The sequence below is a fragment of the Amycolatopsis anabasis genome (assembly GCF_009765355.1).
Lineage (GTDB): Bacteria > Actinomycetota > Actinomycetes > Mycobacteriales > Pseudonocardiaceae > Amycolatopsis > Amycolatopsis anabasis.
This window is the reverse complement of the sequence record NZ_VTHK01000003.1, coordinates 397,497-414,332: the sequence shown is the minus strand read 5'-3', so window position 1 is coordinate 414,332 and position 16,836 is coordinate 397,497. Positions and strand designations below refer to the sequence as shown.

Here is a 16,836-nt window from a genome sequence, read left to right as displayed (position 1 = left end):
TCATGGACACCCTCGCCTACGTCTTCGACCTCGCACCCCTTGGAATAGGTCGTCTAGTCGACGCACGGGCTGGTACGGCCGGTACGACGCAGGCGAACCCCGGTTGGATCCATTCGGGTGAAGATCGCGCGGCAGCGCTCGAACTGAGGTCAGCGAACCCCGGCGGTTTCCTGCCACCAGGAGAGCACCTCTTCGGCGACGTCCGGGGCGGCGACCAGCAGGCCGTCCGCGGGCAGCGCGGTGCCTTCGCCGCGCCGGTCCAGGACCACCGCCCCCGCCTCGATCGCCATGGCGACCGAACCGGCGACGTCCCATTCGTGGTAGCTGTGCAGCACCGCGGCGATCGCGTGGCCGAGGGCGACCTGCGCGATCGACAGCGCGGCCGAGCCGAGCACCCGGACCCCGGCGTGGGCGGCAGCCGCACGCTGGATGAACTCGCCCATCCCCGGCCACGGTCCGCTGCGGGTGAGCTCGGTGCACACGATCGCCCCGGCGGTGGTGGCCTCCCCGGACAACCGCACCGGCGTCCCGTTGGCGCGTGCGCCCCGGCCCCGGGCCGCCGCGTAGATCTGCGCGCGGTACGGATCGGCCACCACACCGACGACCGGCCCGGAGGCGTCGATCAGCGCGAGGCTGTACGCGCACCAGGGCACCCCGGCGACGTAGTTCGCGGTGCCGTCGACCGGATCGACCACCCACCGGTACTCGGCGACGTCCGCGCCGAGGTCGGCGCCGAACTCCTCGCCGACCACCGGGATCCCGGGAAACTCGGCGGTCAGCACCCGGCGGGTGTGCCGCTCCAGGATCCGGTCGGTGTCGGTGACCCAGTCGAAGGGCGAGTCCCTGACGTCGGGGCGGGCGCCACGACCGGCGGTCGCGGTGATCACGTCGGTAGCGTCGTTGGCCAGCCGCCCGGCGACATCGAGCGCGCGTGACAGCAGGCCGGGTTCAACCGGCTGGGACGGGCGCGAGGACAAGAGGGTCACGCCAGTCAAGACTGCGCGTTCCCGGTGTACGGAGTGCGACACCGAGATGACATGTCCGCGATCGGCACCCCAAGATCTCGAATCGGTTACTTTTGCCCCCTTTCATGGGCGTGTTCGGCGGGCATCGCCAACCTGATCACCCCGCTACAGGAATTTCCGGCACCGTTGGCCCGGTGGTCACGCGAGTTTCGCCGGGTGACTCGGACCGGCTGCGACAGTCGGGATGTGCGAATCGCCATCGTCACCGAAAGCTTCCTTCCGCAGGTGAACGGCGTGACCAACTCCGTCCTGCGGGTGGTCGAGCATCTTCGCGAGCGCGCGCATGACGTGCTCGTGATCGCGCCGGGCCTGGTCGGACCCGCCGAATACCGGGGCGCCCCGGTCGTGCGCATCCCGGCGGTCGAGTTGCCCGTGGTCAACTCGCTGCCGATCGGGGTGCCGACCAGAACCGTGCTCACCGCGATGGCCGCCTTCGGCCCGGACGTGGTGCACCTCGCCTCGCCCTTCGTGGTGGGCGCGCGCGGGCTCGCCGCCGCCCGGCGGCTGCGGGTCCCCGCGGTCGCCGTCTACCAGACCGACATCGCCGGGTTCGCCACCGCGTACGGCCTCGGCCTCGGCGCGCGGGCCGCCTGGCGCTGGGTGCGCCGCCTGCACTCCCGGGCCGATCGCACGCTCGCCCCGTCGACCGAATCGGTGCGTGAACTGCGCCTGCACGGGGTGCCCCGGGTGCACCGCTGGGGACGCGGCGTCGACATCGAACGGTTCTCGCCCGCCCACGCCGATCCCGCGCTGCGCGCCGAACTCGCCCCGAACGGCGAGCTGCTGGTCGGCTTCGTCGGCCGGCTCGCCCCGGAGAAGGAGGTCGACCGGCTGGTCGCCCTCGCCGGAGTCGACGGCATCCGGGTCGTGGTGGTCGGCGACGGCCCGGAACTCGACGGCCTGCGCGAGCGGATGCCCGGCGCCGCCTTCCTCGGCGCGCGGTACGGCAAGGACCTGTCCACGGCCTACGCCAGCCTGGACGTCTTCGTGCACACCGGACCGCACGAGACCTTCTGCCAGGCGGTGCAGGAGGCCATGGCCTCCGGGTTGCCGGTGCTGGCCCCGGACGCGGGCGGACCTCGTGACCTGGTGCTGCCCGGACGGACGGGCTACCTCCTTCCCGTCGACCGCGCGGGATTCGCGGCCGAACTCGTCACTCGGGTACGGGAACTGCGGGATGACGCGCTGCGCGCCCGGCTCGGGCAGAAGGCGCGCAAGGTCGTCACCGGACGGACCTGGCCGGCGGTGTGCCAGGAACTGGTCGGCCACTACGAGGCCGTGACCGGCCGTGCGGCGCGCGCCGCGTGAGCCATGCACATCGTCCAGCTGGCGAACTTCTACGGCCCGCGGTCGGGTGGCCTCCGGACGGCCCTGAACCACCTCGGCGCCGGGTATGTCGCCAGCGGACACCGGGTGACGCTGGTGGTGCCCGGTAGCCGGTACGCCGACGAGCTGCTGCCGACCGGGGTGCGGCGGTTCTCCCTGCCCGCGCCGAAGATCCCCGGCACCGGCGGCTACCGCGCGGTCGATCCGCACCGCGTGCGCGCGGTGCTGCGGCGCCTGCGGCCGGACCGGCTGGAGGTCTCCGACCGGCTCACCCTGCGCGGGATGGGCACCTGGGCCCGCCGCCACGGCGTGCCGAGCGTGGTCATCTCGCACGAACGCCTGGACCGGCTGCTGGAACAGTTCCTGCTCCCGTCACCGGCGGCGCGGCGGATCGCGGACGTGGCTAACCGCCGGATGGCGGGCAGCTACGACACCGTGGTCTGTACCACCTCTTTCGCCCGCGCCGAGTTCGATCGCATCGCGGTGCCCAATGTGCGGCAGGTCCCGCTCGGGGTCGACCTCGCTGCCTTCGCTCCGGCCAGGCGGGATACCGGCTGGCGGCATGCCCTGGCGGGAGGCGCGGACGCCCTGATAGTCCACTGTGGACGCCTGTCTCCGGAGAAGCATGTGGAGCGCAGCGTGGACACGGTCGCCGAGCTGACGGAATCGGGTGATCGGGTGCGGCTGGTGGTGGCCGGCGACGGGCCAAGGCGGCGGGCACTGGAGCGCCGGGCGCGGGGTCTTCCGGTGACATTCCTCGGTTTCCTTTCCGATCGGCAAGAGGTGGCGCGGCTGCTGGCGAGTGCGGACGTCTCGCTCGCACCGGGGCCGCACGAGACCTTCGGGCTGGCGGCGCTGGAGGCCCTGGCCTCGGGCACGCCCGTGGTGGTCTCGGCCTCCTCGGCGCTGCGCGAGATCGTGCGGCCGGGCTGCGGGGCGGCCGTGGACGATCACGCGCCGGCCTTCGCCTCGGCGGTCACCGGGCTGCTGGAAAGCCCGGAGAGCGCGCGGCGCGCGGCGGCGCGCGCCCGGGCCGAGGAGTTCGCGTGGCCGGATTCGGTGCGCGGGATGCTGACGGTGTTCGACGGCTGACGCCGCCGGTGGCTAAGGGAATCACCCTTCAAGTATCGAACGTATGTTCGAGACTGTCATCACTCGCAAGGAGGGCGTTTCCCGGTCGGATCGACTCCGTTCGGTGACCGCTGGGCAGGCGAAACGCGAAACGGCTTGCGGGTAAGCCGGGCACGCGGGCGCGCTCTCCGCACCCGCGGACTAGGCTTTCGTCATGTCCCGAGCGAGTCTGGACAAGGATCCGCACGAAGTCGCCGCCATGTTCGACGGTGTCGCGTCCGGTTACGACCGGGCGAACTCCTTCATGACCTTCGGGTTCGACCGGCGATGGCGCACCACCACCGCTCGGGTGCTCGACGCCCGCCGCGGCGAGAAGGTCCTCGACCTCGCCGCCGGCACCGGGGTGTCCACCCAGGAGTACGCGCGCGGCGGCGCCTGGTGCCTGGCCGCCGACTTCTCCCTCGGCATGCTGCGGGCCGGACGGCATCGCCGGGTGCCGATGGTCGCCGCGGACGCCCTCAACCTGCCCTTCGCCGACAACAGCTTCGACGCGGCGACGATCTCGCTCGGCATCCGGAACTTCGTCGACACCAAGGCCGCGCTGACCGAGATCGCCCGGGTGGTCCGCCCCGGCGGCCGGCTGGTCGTCTGCGAGGTGTCCACGCCCACCTTCGCGCCGATCCGGTTCCTCTACCGCAAGTTCATCCTGCGCGTGCTGACCTGGGTCGGCCGCCGGTCCTCCACCAACCCGGAGGCCTACGCCTACCTGGCCGAATCCATGCTGACCTGGCCCGCGCAGCGGGAGTTCGGCGAGATCATCGCGAGCGCGGGCTGGCAGGACGTGGAGTGGTTGAACCTCACGTTCGGCGTCGTCGCCATCCACCGGGCGACCAAGCCTTCCGTAGACTCCGACTCATGAGTAAGAGCCGCCGCGGTCCCGACCAGGATGCCGAAGTCATCGTCGTCGGCGCCGGTCCGGCCGGTTCGACCGTCGCGACCTACCTCGCGCGCGCCGGGATCGACGTGCTGCTGCTGGAGAAGACCGTGTTCCCGCGGGAGAAGGTCTGCGGTGACGGGCTCACCCCGCGGGGGGTCAAGCAGCTCATCGACCTCGGTATCGACACCAGCCAGGAGGCGGGCTGGGTGCACAGCCGGGGCCTGCGCATCCTGACCGGCGAGCTGACCCTCGAGCTGGACTGGCCGGAGCTCACCAGCTACCCGCCCTACGGTGTCTCCCGGACCCGGCACGACTTCGACGATCTGCTCGCCAAGACCGCGCAGAAGGCGGGAGCGCGGCTGTACGAGCGCACCGCGGTCACCGGCGCGATCACCGACGAACGCACCGGCCGGGTGGTCGGCGTCGAGGCCAAGGCGGGGCCGGAGAAGACCCCGGTCAGCTACCGGGCCCCGCTGGTGCTCGCCTGCGACGGGGTGTCCGCGCGGCTCGCGCTGAGCGTCGGCATCGGCAAGCACGAGAAGCGGCCGATGGGCGTCGCCGTGCGGCGCTACTACCAGAGCCCCCGCCACGACGACCCGTTCATCGAGGGCCACCTGGAACTGTGGGACCGCACCGATCCGCGCAGCCCCAAGCTGCTGCCCGGGTACGGCTGGGCGTTCCCGCTCGGCGACGGCACGGTGAACGTCGGGCTCGGCATGCTGTCCACGTCGAAAGCCTTCCGCAGCACCGACTATCGCGCGCTGCTGCGGCAGTGGCTGGACTCCACGCCCGAGGAATGGGGCTACCGCGAGGAGAACGCGGTCGGCAAGGTCGGCGGCGCCGGGCTGCCGATGGGGTTCAACCGCACCCCGCACTACCGCGACGGCCTGCTGCTGCTCGGCGACGCGGGCGGGATGGTCAGCCCGTTCAACGGCGAGGGCATCTCCGCCGCCATGGAGTCCGCGCAGCTCGCCGCCGAGTTCGTGGTGCAGGCGCTGGCCCGGCCGGAGGGGCCGTCGCGGGAACGTGCGCTGCACGGTTACCCGCTCGCGCTCAAGGAGTTGATGGGCGGCTACTACCGGCTCGGCAACCTGTTCGCCAAGGCGATCGGCAAACCCGCGATCATGCGCGCCGCGACCAAGTACGGGCTGCGCGTCAACCCGCTGATTCCCTTGGTGTACAAGGGACTTTCCGGCTGCTACGACGCCAAGGGCGGGGACGCGGTGGACCGGCTCATCTCGATCGCGTCACGGCTTACGCCCAGCCCGCGGTAGTGGGTTAGGTCACACACGTGAGTCCGGATTGTCCGGGCTGAAACGGGCTTCCTGATCGCTTTCGCGCAGGTCTCGGCACTGCTACCCGGTACGCCTGTCCGGTTGAAACCCACGAGGTTAGGTCACCCTTATAGCACGGGTCCTGGCGACAACACTGTGACTCGCGTCCTACACTGGGCCCATGCTTTGTGAACCGCTTCACAACTTCGACGAAGTGCTTGTGAACTTTTTCACAAGCGACCGCGAAGACTGGGGTGGATGAGCACGGCGAGTAAGGCTGCCCTAACCCTCGGACGTGTGACGTAGGTCCCTTAGGGTCGGCCCCAGGTAGTAGCACAGACCACAACGAAACGAAGAAGCAGCGGCGCGGAAAGGAAGGCGAAACCGTGCTGATGTTGGAAACGGCCGGGCAGCTGGCGCAGGACACCCCGGCGCCCGGGCTCCGGATGTACCTGCCACTCGTGTTGCTCTTCGTGCTGGCCGCGGCGTTCGCCGTGTTCTCCGTGCTGCTCGGCCCGCTGGTCGGCCCGAGCCGCTACAACAAGGCGAAGCTGTCGGCCTACGAATGCGGGATCGAGCCCTCGCCCCAGCCGGTGGTGGGCGGCGGCCGGATGCCGGTGGCCTACTACATCACCGCGATGCTGTTCATCCTGTTCGACATCGAAATGGTCTTCCTCTACCCGTTCGCGGTTTCGGCGGACGCCCTGGGCATGTTCGGCCTGGTGGAGATCGCGCTGTTCATCGCGACGGTCGGTTTCGCGTACGCCTACGTGTGGCGGCGCGGCGGGCTGGATTGGAACTAAGGGGGAACCCATGGGGCTCGAAGAGAAACTGCCCAACGGAATCCTGCTGGCCAGCCTGGAGGGCCTGGTCAACTGGGCGCGGAAGAACTCGCTCTGGCCCGCCACCTTCGGCCTGGCCTGCTGCGCGATCGAGATGATGACCACCGGCGGATCGCGCTACGACATCGCGCGGTTCGGCATGGAGCGGTTCAGCGCGACCCCGCGCCAGGCCGATCTGATGATCGTCGCCGGGCGGGTCACCCAGAAGATGGCGCCGGTGCTGCGCCAGATCTACGACCAGATGGCCGAACCGCGCTGGGTGCTCGCGATGGGCGTGTGCGCCTCCTCCGGCGGGATGTTCAACAACTACGCCGTGGTGCAGGGCGTCGACCACATCGTCCCGGTGGACATGTACCTGCCCGGCTGCCCGCCGCGGCCGGAGATGCTGCTGGACGCGATTCTCAAGCTGCACGCCAAGATCCAGGACGAGCCGCTGGGCCCGCGCCGGGCCGCGCTGCGCGCCGCCAGCGGTGCGCGGACCGAGCTGGTGCCCTCGTCCGTCAAGTACGCGAAGAAGTGATCGCCGATGCCTGAAGAGAAACCAGTGACCGGCGGCGAGCAGTCCAGCGCCGAACGCGCCGAGACCGGTTTGGAGCCGCGCGGCCCCAAACCCGCCGAGCCGGTCGTCGCGGGCCGCGAACGCAAGGGCATGTTCGGCGTTTCCGACGCCGGGGACACCTCCGGGTACGGCGGCCTGCGGCTGCCCGCCTACACCGCGCCGCCCGCCGAGCGCCCGTACGGCGGCTGGTTCGACGAACTGGCCGACGAGTTCTTCGCCGCCCTGTCCGACAACGGGATCCCGGTCGAATCGGTGCTGCAGGTGACCGTGGACCGCGGCGAGATCACCTTCTACGTGGCGCGCGAGCACCTGGTCGGGATCTGCCGGACGCTGCGCGACGACGCCGGGCTGCGGTTCGAGCTGTGCAGTTCGGTGTCCGGGGTGGACTACGGACCGGACGTGCCGCAGCGGCTGCACTCGGTGTACCACCTGACCTCGATGACCTACCGGCGGCGGATCCGGCTCGAGGTCACCCTGGACGTCGAGGACCCGCACGTTCCGTCCATTGTGGAGGTCTACCCGACGGCCGACTGGCACGAGCGGGAGGCCTACGACATGTTCGGGATCGTCTACGACGGCCATCCCGCGCTGACCCGGATCCTGATGCCGGACGACTGGGACGGGCACCCGCAGCGCAAGGACTACCCGCTCGGCGGGATCCCGGTGGAATACAAGGGCGCGGAGATCCCGCCGCCGGACCAGCGGAGGTCGTACTCATGAACGCCGAAGCACGCACCACCGCTGGAGGCGCAATGGGCGCAGCCAGCGACCACATCGCCGACGTCACCACCGGCACCGACACCACGGCCGCCGGTTCGGACAGCACCGGCGCCGCCGACTACGCGCAGGTGCGCGAGACCACCGAGGGGCCGATCTACTCGGTCAGCGGCGGCGACTGGGACGACGTGCTCTCCGACGCGGTGCACGACGAGCGCATGGTCATCAACATGGGCCCGCAGCACCCGTCGACGCACGGCGTGCTCCGGCTCGTGCTGGAGATGGAGGGCGAGACGGTCACCCAGCTCCGGTCGGTGATCGGCTACCTGCACACCGGGATCGAGAAGAACCTGGAGTACCGGACCTGGACCCAGGGCGTCACCTTCGTGACGCGGATGGACTACCTGGCGCCGCTGGCCAACGAGATGGGCTACTGCCTCGCGGTGGAGAAGCTGCTCGGCGTCGAGGTGCCCCGGCGGGCCCAGCTGCTGCGCGTGCTGCTGCTGGAGATCAACCGGATCGGCTCGCACCTGGTCTACATCGCCACCGGCGGGATGGAGCTGGGCGCGACCACCGCGATGACCCTCGGCTTCCGCGAACGCGAAGAGGTGCTGCACCTGCTGGAGCACCTGACCGGCCTGCGGATGAACCACGCGTTCATCCGGCCCGGCGGGCTCGCGCAGGACATGCCGGAGGACTTCCACCAGAAGGTCTCCGAGTTCGTGAAGGTGATGGACGAGCGGCTTCCGCTGTACGACAAGCTGTTCACCGGCCAGCCGATCTGGCGCAACCGGCTCAAGGGCGTCGGCTACCTGCCGGTGGACGCCTGCCTCGCGCTCGGCGTGACCGGTCCGGTGCTGCGGTCCGCGGGCCTGCCGTGGGACCTGCGCAAGGTGGAGCCGTACTCTCTCTACGACGAGTTCGAGTTCGACATCCCCACCGCCACCGAGGCGGACTGCTGGGCGCGGTACCTGATCCGGGTCGAGGAGATGCACCAGAGCCTGCGGATCATCCGGCAGGTGCTGAAGAAGCTCGAACCGGGCCCGGTCATGGTGGAGGACAAGAAGATCGCGTGGCCCGCGCAGCTGTCCATCGGCAGCGACGGGATGGGCAACTCGCTCGAGCACGTGCGCAAGATCATGGGCCAGTCGATGGAATCCCTGATCCACCACTTCAAGCTGGTCACCGAGGGCTTCAAGGTGCCGCCGGGGCAGGTGTACGTGCCGGTCGAATCGCCGCGCGGGGAGCTCGGCTTCCACATGGTCTCCGACGGTGGCACCCGGCCCGTGCGCTGCCACGTGCGGGAACCGAGTTTCGTGAACCTGCAGTCGATGCCCGCCATGGCCGAGGGTGGCCTGGTGGCGGACGTGATCGCGGCGATCGCCTCGATCGACCCGGTGATGGGGGGAGTGGACCGATGACCGCCGCATCCGAAACGCCGCGTCCGGGCGCGGACCAGGCCGAGCGGACCTTCGCCGCGGCCGGTGCGGACACCGACGTGGTGGCGATCGCGCCGGAGCCGGAGCACGCCGAAGGCATCCTCGAAGAGTCCGCTTTGGACGATCCGTTCGGGCCGGACGTGGTGGCGAAGGCGCAGGACCTGGCCGGGCGGTACCCGGAGTCGCGGTCGGCGCTGCTGCCGATGCTGCACCTGGTGCAGTCGGTGCAGGGGTACGTGAGCCAGGAGGGGATCGCCTTCTGCGCGCGGCAGCTGGACCTGTCCGACGCCGAGGTCAGCGCGGTCGCCACGTTCTACACCATGTACAAGCGGCGTCCCTGCGGCGAGCACCTGGTCAGCGTCTGCACGAACACCCTGTGCGCGGCGCTCGGCGGGGACGCCATCTACCGGAAGTTGCAGGAGCACCTGGGCGAGGACGGGAAACCGCTGGGGCACGAGGAAACCGTGGGCACGCCCGGGGAGCCGGGCTCGCTCACCATCGAGCACGCCGAATGCCTGGCGGCCTGCGACCTCGCGCCGGTGCTGCAGGTCAACTACGAGTACTTCGACAACCAGACGCCGGAGAAGGCGGTCGCCCTGGTCGACGCCCTGCGGGCCGGGAAGAAACCCGCGCCGACGCGGGGCGCGCCGCTGACCGACTTCAAGGGCGCCGAACTGCAGCTCGCCGGGTTCTTCCCGGAGGACGAGGAGACCTACCGGTCCCATGTGGACGGTCCTTCGCAGGCGGTGGAAACGCTGCGGGGCGCCCAGATCGCCCAGGAGCGCGGCTGGACCGCGCCGGTGATGACGGACGTCCCGCTGCCGGAAGTGGAGAAGAAGTAATGGCAGATCCGCTGACGCCGGTACTCACGAAACGCTGGCTGTCGCCGAACTCCTGGCGGCTGTCCACCTACGAACAGCTCGAGGGCTACACCGCGGTCCGCAAGGCGCTGGCCGGAACGCCGGAGCAACTCGTCCAGCTCGTCAAGGACTCGGGCCTGCGCGGCCGTGGCGGCGCGGGGTTCCCGGCCGGGGTGAAGTGGTCGTTCATGCCGCCCAACGAGGACAAGCCGCACTACCTGGTGATCAACGCCGACGAGGGCGAACCGGGCACCTGCAAGGACATCCCGCTGATGATGGCGGACCCGCATTCGCTCATCGAGGGCTGCATCATCGCCTCGTACGCGATGCGGTCGCACCACTGCTTCATCTACGTGCGCGGGGAGGCGCTGCACTGCATCCGCCGCCTCAACGCGGCGGTGCGCGAGGCCGAACAGGCCGGATACCTCGGGGAGAACATCCTCGGCTCCGGCTTCGACCTGAAGATCACCGTGCACGCCGGGGCGGGCGCGTACATCTGCGGCGAGGAAACCGCGCTGCTCGACTCGCTGGAAGGCCGCCGCGGCCAGCCGCGCCTGAAGCCGCCGTTCCCCGCGGCCGCCGGGCTCTACGCCAAGCCGACCACGGTGAACAACGTGGAGACCATCGCCAGCGCGCCGTTCATCGTCAACGGCGGCGCCGACTGGTTCCGCCAGATGGGCCGGGAGAAGTCGCCGGGCCCGAAGATCTTCTCGATCTCCGGGCACGTCGAGAAACCGGGCCAGTACGAGGCGCCGCTGGGCACCACGCTGCGCGAGCTGCTCGAGCTGTGCGGTGGCATGAAGGACGGCATCCCGCTGAAGTTCTGGACGCCCGGCGGATCGTCGACGCCGATGTTCACCGCCGAGCACCTGGACATCCCGCTGGACTTCGAGGGCGCCGCGGAGGCCGGGTCGATGCTCGGCACCACCGCGGTCCAGGTGTTCAACGAGACCGTGTCGGTGCCGTGGGCGGTGATGAAGTGGACCCAGTTCTACGAGCACGAGTCCTGCGGCAAGTGCACGCCGTGCCGCGAGGGAACCTACTGGCTGGCCCAGATCCTGGAGCGGATGGTCGAGGGCAAGGGCACCGAGGAGGACATCGACACCCTGCTCGACGTCTGCGACAACATCCTCGGCCGCTCGTTCTGCGCGCTCGGCGACGGCGCGGTCAGCCCGATCACCAGCGGTATCAAGTACTTCCGGGACGAGTTCCTGGCGTTGTGTGAGAAGAACAAGAAGGCCCAGCCCGAACTGGTGGGAGCGCAGGCATGACGATCGCGCCCGACAAGCCCGCTACCGAGGAGACCCCGGTCCCCGAGGGGTACGTCAAGCTGACCATCGACGGCGAAGAGGTCATCGCGCCGAAGGGCGAACTGCTCATCCGCACCGCGGAACGGCTCGGCACGGTGATCCCGCGGTTCTGCGACCACCCGCTGCTCGATCCGGCCGGGGCCTGCCGCCAGTGCCTGGTCGAGGTCGAGATGAACGGCCGCCCGATGCCCAAACCGCAGGCGTCCTGCACGATGACGGTCGCCGACGGCATGGTCGTCAAGACGCAGCTCACCTCGCCGGTCGCCGACAAGGCGCAGCAGGGCGTGATGGAGCTGCTGCTGATCAACCACCCGCTGGACTGCCCGATCTGCGACAAGGGCGGCGAATGCCCGCTGCAGAACCAGGCGATGGCGCACGGGCGCGCGGATTCGCGGTTCGTCGACACCAAGCGCACGTTCCCGAAACCGCTGCCGATCTCCAGCCAGATCCTGCTCGACCGCGAGCGGTGCGTGCTGTGCCAGCGCTGCACCCGGTTCTCCGCGCAGATCGCCGGCGACCCGTTCATCGAGCTGCTCGAGCGCGGCGCGCACCAGCAGATCGGCACCGCGGAAACGGCCGACGTACTGGACATGGCCTCGCGCACGACCAGTGGGCAGCCGTTCCAGAGCTACTTCTCCGGCAACACCATCCAGATCTGCCCGGTGGGCGCGCTGACCAGCGCCGCGTACCGGTTCCGGTCCCGCCCGTTCGACCTGGTGTCCTCGCCGAGCGTGTGCGAGCACTGCTCGTCCGGTTGCGCCGAGCGCACCGACTTCCGGCGCGGCAAGGTGATGCGCAAACTCGCCGGGAACGACCCGGAGGTCAACGAGGAGTGGATCTGCGACAAGGGCCGCTTCGCGTTCCGGTACACGACCGCGGCGGACCGGCTGCGGCGCCCGCTGGTGCGCGACGCGGAAACCGGTGAGCTGGCAGAGGCCCCGTGGACGCAGGCGCTGCGGGTCGCGGCCGAGGGGCTCGCGAAGGCGCGGGACGGCAAGGGCGCCGCGGTGCTGCCCGGTGGCCGGTTGACCGTCGAGGACGCCTACGCGTACGCGAAGTTCGCGCGGATCGCGTTGCGCACCAACGACATCGACTTCCGGGCCCGGCCGCATTCGGCCGAGGAACTGGACTTCCTCGCCTCGCACGTGGCGGGCACGACCCCGGCGGACGGGGTCACCTTCGCCGAGCTGGAGCGGGCGAAGACCGTGCTGTGCGTGGCCTTCGAACCCGAGGACGAGGCGCCGATCGTGTTCCTCCGGCTGCGCAAGGCGGCGCGGAAGAACGGCACCAGGGTTGTCCACTTGGGACAGTGGACCACCTCCTCGGTGCGCAAGACCTCCGGGGAACTGCTGGCCTGCGTGCCCGGCGCGGAAGCGGCCGCGGTGGAAGGAATCGCGCAGCACGCCAAGGACCTCGACGAGGCGCTCGCCGGCGAGGGCGCGGTGGTCCTCGTCGGCGAGCGGGCGGCCGAGATCCCGGGCCTGTTCACCGCGCTGCACCGGCTGTCCGCGCGCACCGGAGCCCGGCTGGCCTGGATCCCGCGGCGCGCGGGCGAGCGGGGCGCGCTGGAGGCCGGGGCGCTCCCGGCCCTGCTGCCCGGTGGCCGCGCGGTCACCGACGAGGCCGCGCGCGCCGAGGTGGAAAGCGCCTGGGGCCTGGCGGCCGGGACGCTGCCCGCGGAACCGGGGCGCGACACGGACGGCATCCTCGCCGCCGCGGCGGCCGGGGAACTGGACGCGCTGGTCGTCGGCGGAGTCGACCCGGATGACCTCGCCGATCCCGAGGCGGCCCGGAAAGCCTTGGCGCAGGCCGGTTTCGTGGTGAGCCTCGAACTGCGGGCGAGCGCGGTCACCGAGCACGCGGACGTGGTGCTGCCGATCGCCCCGGCGGTCGAGAAGGCGGGCAGCTACCTCAACTGGGAGGGCCGCCGCCGCGAGTTCGACGTGACCCTGGAAGGCACCGGCGCGCTGCCGGACTGCCGCGTGCTGGACACCCTCGCCGTGGAGATGGACGCGGACCTGTTCACCCAGACGCCCGCCGCGGCGGCCGGGGACTTCGCCCGGCTGGCCACCGCGAAACGCGACGGCGCCGCGCCGGACGTGCCGATCGGGCCCTCGCCGGAACCCTGGGACGGCCTGGTGGTGCTGGCGACCTGGCGGCAGTTGCTGGACAACGGTTCGCTGCAGGAGGAGGAGCCGCACCTGGCCGGGACGGCCCGGCCCGCGGTGGCGCGGCTGTCCGCCTCGACCGCGCAGGGCCTCGGCTCGAAGGTGACGGTGTCCACCGAACGCGGCTCGATCACGCTGCCGCTGGAGGTCGCGGACCTGCCGGACGGGGTGGTCTGGCTGCCGGGCAACTCCGACGGTTCCCGCGTCCGACGCGAACTCGGCGTCGGTCATGGGGCTCTGGTGTCGATCAGCGGAGGGGAACAATGAGTCCGTTCCTGGCTCAGGCGCCGGAACAGTTGACGCGGGCGCAGCTGCTCGCGGACGACCCGGTCTGGCTCGTCCTGATCAAGGCCGTGGTGATCCTGCTGATCGGCCCGATCCTGACGATCTTCCTGATCGTGTGGGAGCGCAAGGCGGTCGGCCGGATGCAGAACCGGCCCGGCCCCAACCGGGTCGGCCCGGGCGGTTACCTGCAGTCCCTGGCGGACGCGATCAAGCTGCCGTTCAAGGAACAGGTCATCCCGGACACCGCCGACCGGAAGGTGTACTTCCTGGCGCCGGTGCTGTCCGCGGTGCCCGCGCTGATCGCGCTCGCGGCGATCCCGTTCGGCCCCGAGGTGTCGATCTTCGGCGAGCGGACCGTGCTGCAGCTGGTCGACCTGCCGGTCGGCGCGCTGGTGATCCTGGCCTGCTCCTCGGTCGGGGTGTACGGGATCGTGCTGGCCGGGTGGTCGTCCGGTTCGCCGTACCCGCTGCTCGGCGGGCTGCGGTCGGCGGCGCAGGTGATCTCCTACGAGATCGCGATGGGCCTGTCGATCGTCGCGGTGATCCTCTACGCGCAATCGCTGTCCACCGGGGACATCGTCAACTCGCAGCAGGGCGGCTGGTACTTCTACCTGCTGCTCCCGAGTTTCGTGATCTACGTGATCTCCATGGTCGGCGAGACCAACCGGGCCCCGTTCGACCTGCCCGAGGCGGAATCCGAGCTGGTGGGCGGGTTCCACACCGAGTACAGCTCGATGAAGTTCGCGATGTTCTTCCTCGCCGAGTACGTGAACATGGTGATCGTCTCGGCGTTCGCGACCACGATGTTCCTCGGCGGCTGGATGTTCCCGTTCGTCGGGCTGGACTCCCCGCTGAACCAGGGCTGGCTGCCGATCATCTGGTTCTTCGCCAAGACGTTCCTGCTGCTGTTCGGGTTCATCTGGCTGCGCGGCACGCTGCCGCGGTTCCGGTACGACCAGTTCATGAAGCTGGGCTGGAAGGTCCTGGTCCCGATCAACCTGGTGTGGATCCTGGTGGTCGTCACGATCCGGGCGATCAAGAACTCCGGCGGGCTGTCCACCACCCAGATCCTGGTCGGCGGCGGCATCGTGCTCGTGGTGATCGTGCTGCTGTCGCTGCTGCTGCCGGACAAGCGGGTCCCGATCGACGACGACCGCGTGCCGATCACCGGCGGTGGGTTCCCGGTGCCGCCGCTGGACCTCAAGGTGCCGCAGGTGCCCGATCGCAACGCGCCGAAGAAGGGCCGCCGCAAGGTGCGCGCTTCGCAGAAGGCTCAACCGGCCGCGGTCGGTGCAGGGAAGGAGCAGTCCGATGGGGATGTTTGATCCCATCAAGGGTTTCGGGGTCACCTTCGGGATGATGTTCAAGAAGGTGGCGACCGAGGAGTACCCGGAGATCGGCGCACCCGCCGCGCCCCGCTACCACGGGCGGCACCAGCTCAACCGGCATCCGGACGGGCTGGAGAAGTGCGTCGGCTGCGAGCTGTGCGCGTGGGCCTGCCCGGCGGACGCGATCTTCGTCGAGGGTGGGGACAACACCGAAGAGGCGCGGTACTCGCCCGGTGAGCGGTACGGCGCGGACTACCAGATCAACTACCTGCGCTGCATCGGCTGCGGGTTGTGCGTCGAGGCCTGCCCGACCCGTTCCCTGACGATGATCAACTTCTACGAGCTGGCCGACGACGACCGGCAGCGGTTGATCTACACCAAGGAGGACCTGCTGGCCCCGCTGCTGCCCGGGATGGAGCAGCCGCCGCATCCGATGCGGCTGGGAGACAACGAGCAGGACTACTACGTGAACGGGCCGCAGCTCGAAGCACGCTTTACCGCTGAGAGCGAATCAGCACAGCTGGCCCGGCAGCAAGGGCAGCAGGAAGCCGAGGCGGTCAAATGATCGCTCTGCTCGCCCAGGCGCCCGCCCTCGAGGCCACGGTCTCGACCGGCGAGGCGATCGCGTTCTGGGTCCTCGCGCCGGTCGCGCTGGCCGGGGCGCTGGGCATGATCTTCGCGCGCAACGCGGTGCATTCGGCGCTGTGGCTGGTGCTCACCATGCTCTCGCTCGGCGCGCTGTACATGATCCAGAGCGCGCCGTTCCTCGGGTTCACCCAGATCATCGTGTACACCGGCGCGATCATGATGCTGTTCCTGTTCGTGCTGATGATGGTCGGGCGGGAATCCTCGGACTCGGTGGTCGAGGTGCTGCGCGGGCAACGGCTCGCGGCGGCGCTGCTCGGCATCGGCATCGCCGGGCTGATCGCCGGGGCGCTCACCCGTTCGCTGACCGACGTCGTCCCGGCGCAGCCGCTGCCGCAGCAGGGCGCGGGCGGGCTCGGCAAGTTGATCTTCACCGACTACCTGTTCCCGTTCGAGCTGACCTCGGCGCTGCTGATCACCGCGGCGATGGGCGCGATGGTGCTGGCGTTCACCGACCGGCATGGTAAGGGCGGCAAGCGGTCGCAGCGCGAACTGGTCGAGGCGCGGTTCCGCGGCGAGTACGAGCGGCCGTCGCCGAAGCCCGGTCCGGGCGTGTTCGCCACCTCGCATTCGGTGTCCACCCCGGCGCTGCTGCCGGACGGTTCGATCGCACCCGAATCGCTGTCCGCGATCATCGAGTCCACCCCGACCGCCCAGCTGGAAGCCGAACGCAAGGCGGTGGCCGGTCAGGAACCGAAACCGGACGCGCACGCTTTGGTCGGCGGAGAAGGCGAGGGGGAGAAGAAGTGACCCCGACTTATTACCTGTTGTTGTCGGCGCTGCTGTTCTCCATCGGCGCGGTCGGCGTTCTGGTGCGCCGCAACGCGATCGTGGTGTTCATGTGCATCGAGCTGATGCTCAACGCGGTGAACCTCACGCTGGTCACGTTCTCCCGGATCAACGGCGGGCTGGACGGCCAGGTGATGGCGTTCTTCGTGATGGTCGTCGCGGCCGCCGAGGTCGTGGTCGGCCTGGCGATCATCATGTCCATCTTCCGCACCCGCCGCTCGGCCTCGGTCGACGACACGAACCTGCTGAAGTACTAGAGGG

The 16,836-nt window shown here is 70.0% G+C and carries 16 protein-coding genes; 15 read left to right on the top strand and 1 reads right to left on the bottom strand.

Features of this window, described 5'->3' with window-relative positions; genetic code table 11:
• Nucleotides 1–149 precede the first annotated feature (149 nt).
• On the bottom strand, nt 150–986 hold the full coding sequence (locus tag FXO23_RS06040) for an inositol monophosphatase family protein (protein ID WP_158881561.1): 837 nt from the start codon (nt 984–986) through the stop codon (nt 150–152).
• Nucleotides 987–1,259: 273 nt separating this feature from the next.
• Here FXO23_RS06040 and FXO23_RS06035 point away from each other — a divergent pair, with 273 nt between their 5' ends.
• The 15 genes from FXO23_RS06035 (at nt 1,260) to nuoK (ending at nt 16,832) form a co-directional block, all read left to right on the top strand.
• A complete protein-coding gene (locus FXO23_RS06035) occupies nt 1,260–2,333 on the top strand; it encodes a glycosyltransferase family 4 protein (RefSeq protein WP_281356477.1) in 1,074 nt (357 codons plus the stop codon).
• A gap of 3 nt (nt 2,334–2,336) precedes the next feature.
• Nucleotides 2,337–3,443 (top strand): glycosyltransferase, encoded by a 1,107-nt coding sequence (locus FXO23_RS06030; protein WP_158881559.1) that lies wholly within the window; start codon nt 2,337–2,339, stop codon nt 3,441–3,443.
• 193 nt (nt 3,444–3,636) lie between these two features.
• Nucleotides 3,637–4,341 (top strand): demethylmenaquinone methyltransferase, encoded by a 705-nt coding sequence (locus FXO23_RS06025; protein ID WP_158881557.1) that lies wholly within the window; start codon nt 3,637–3,639, stop codon nt 4,339–4,341.
• Nucleotides 4,338–5,633 (top strand): geranylgeranyl reductase family protein, encoded by a 1,296-nt coding sequence (locus tag FXO23_RS06020; RefSeq protein WP_158881555.1) that lies wholly within the window; start codon nt 4,338–4,340, stop codon nt 5,631–5,633. The genes FXO23_RS06025 and FXO23_RS06020 overlap by 4 nt, the downstream gene beginning before the upstream one ends.
• A 392-nt stretch (nt 5,634–6,025) precedes the next feature.
• Nucleotides 6,026–6,436, top strand: coding sequence for an NADH-quinone oxidoreductase subunit A (locus FXO23_RS06015; protein ID WP_158881671.1), 411 nt, complete (start codon nt 6,026–6,028; stop codon nt 6,434–6,436).
• 10 nt (nt 6,437–6,446) lie between these two features.
• Entirely contained in the window at nt 6,447–6,995 is a 549-nt protein-coding gene (locus FXO23_RS06010; RefSeq protein WP_158881553.1) for a NuoB/complex I 20 kDa subunit family protein, read from the top strand.
• Nucleotides 6,996–7,001: 6 nt separating this feature from the next.
• A complete protein-coding gene (locus tag FXO23_RS06005; protein ID WP_158881551.1) occupies nt 7,002–7,754 on the top strand; it encodes an NADH-quinone oxidoreductase subunit C in 753 nt (250 codons plus the stop codon).
• A gap of 32 nt (nt 7,755–7,786) precedes the next feature.
• On the top strand, nt 7,787–9,172 hold the full coding sequence (locus FXO23_RS06000; protein ID WP_158881549.1) for an NADH-quinone oxidoreductase subunit D: 1,386 nt from the start codon (nt 7,787–7,789) through the stop codon (nt 9,170–9,172).
• The gene (gene nuoE / locus FXO23_RS05995) at nt 9,169–10,032 is read left to right on the top strand and encodes an NADH-quinone oxidoreductase subunit NuoE (RefSeq protein WP_158881547.1); all 864 of its coding nucleotides are present in this window, start codon (nt 9,169–9,171) and stop codon (nt 10,030–10,032) included. The genes FXO23_RS06000 and nuoE overlap by 4 nt, the downstream gene beginning before the upstream one ends.
• Entirely contained in the window at nt 10,032–11,321 is a 1,290-nt protein-coding gene (gene nuoF / locus FXO23_RS05990) for an NADH-quinone oxidoreductase subunit NuoF (RefSeq protein WP_158881545.1), read from the top strand. The genes nuoE and nuoF overlap by 1 nt, the downstream gene beginning before the upstream one ends.
• The gene (locus tag FXO23_RS05985; protein ID WP_158881543.1) at nt 11,318–13,795 is read left to right on the top strand and encodes an NADH-quinone oxidoreductase subunit G; all 2,478 of its coding nucleotides are present in this window, start codon (nt 11,318–11,320) and stop codon (nt 13,793–13,795) included. The genes nuoF and FXO23_RS05985 overlap by 4 nt, the downstream gene beginning before the upstream one ends.
• Entirely contained in the window at nt 13,792–15,138 is a 1,347-nt protein-coding gene (gene nuoH, locus FXO23_RS05980) for an NADH-quinone oxidoreductase subunit NuoH (protein WP_158881541.1), read from the top strand. The genes FXO23_RS05985 and nuoH overlap by 4 nt, the downstream gene beginning before the upstream one ends.
• Nucleotides 15,125–15,706 (top strand): NADH-quinone oxidoreductase subunit NuoI, encoded by a 582-nt coding sequence (nuoI, locus tag FXO23_RS05975; protein ID WP_158881539.1) that lies wholly within the window; start codon nt 15,125–15,127, stop codon nt 15,704–15,706. Before nuoH ends, nuoI begins: the two co-directional genes overlap by 14 nt.
• A complete protein-coding gene (locus FXO23_RS05970) occupies nt 15,703–16,536 on the top strand; it encodes an NADH-quinone oxidoreductase subunit J (protein ID WP_158881537.1) in 834 nt (277 codons plus the stop codon). The genes nuoI and FXO23_RS05970 overlap by 4 nt, the downstream gene beginning before the upstream one ends.
• Entirely contained in the window at nt 16,533–16,832 is a 300-nt protein-coding gene (gene nuoK, locus FXO23_RS05965) for an NADH-quinone oxidoreductase subunit NuoK (RefSeq protein ID WP_158881535.1), read from the top strand. Before FXO23_RS05970 ends, nuoK begins: the two co-directional genes overlap by 4 nt.
• Nucleotides 16,833–16,836: the final 4 nt, after the last annotated feature.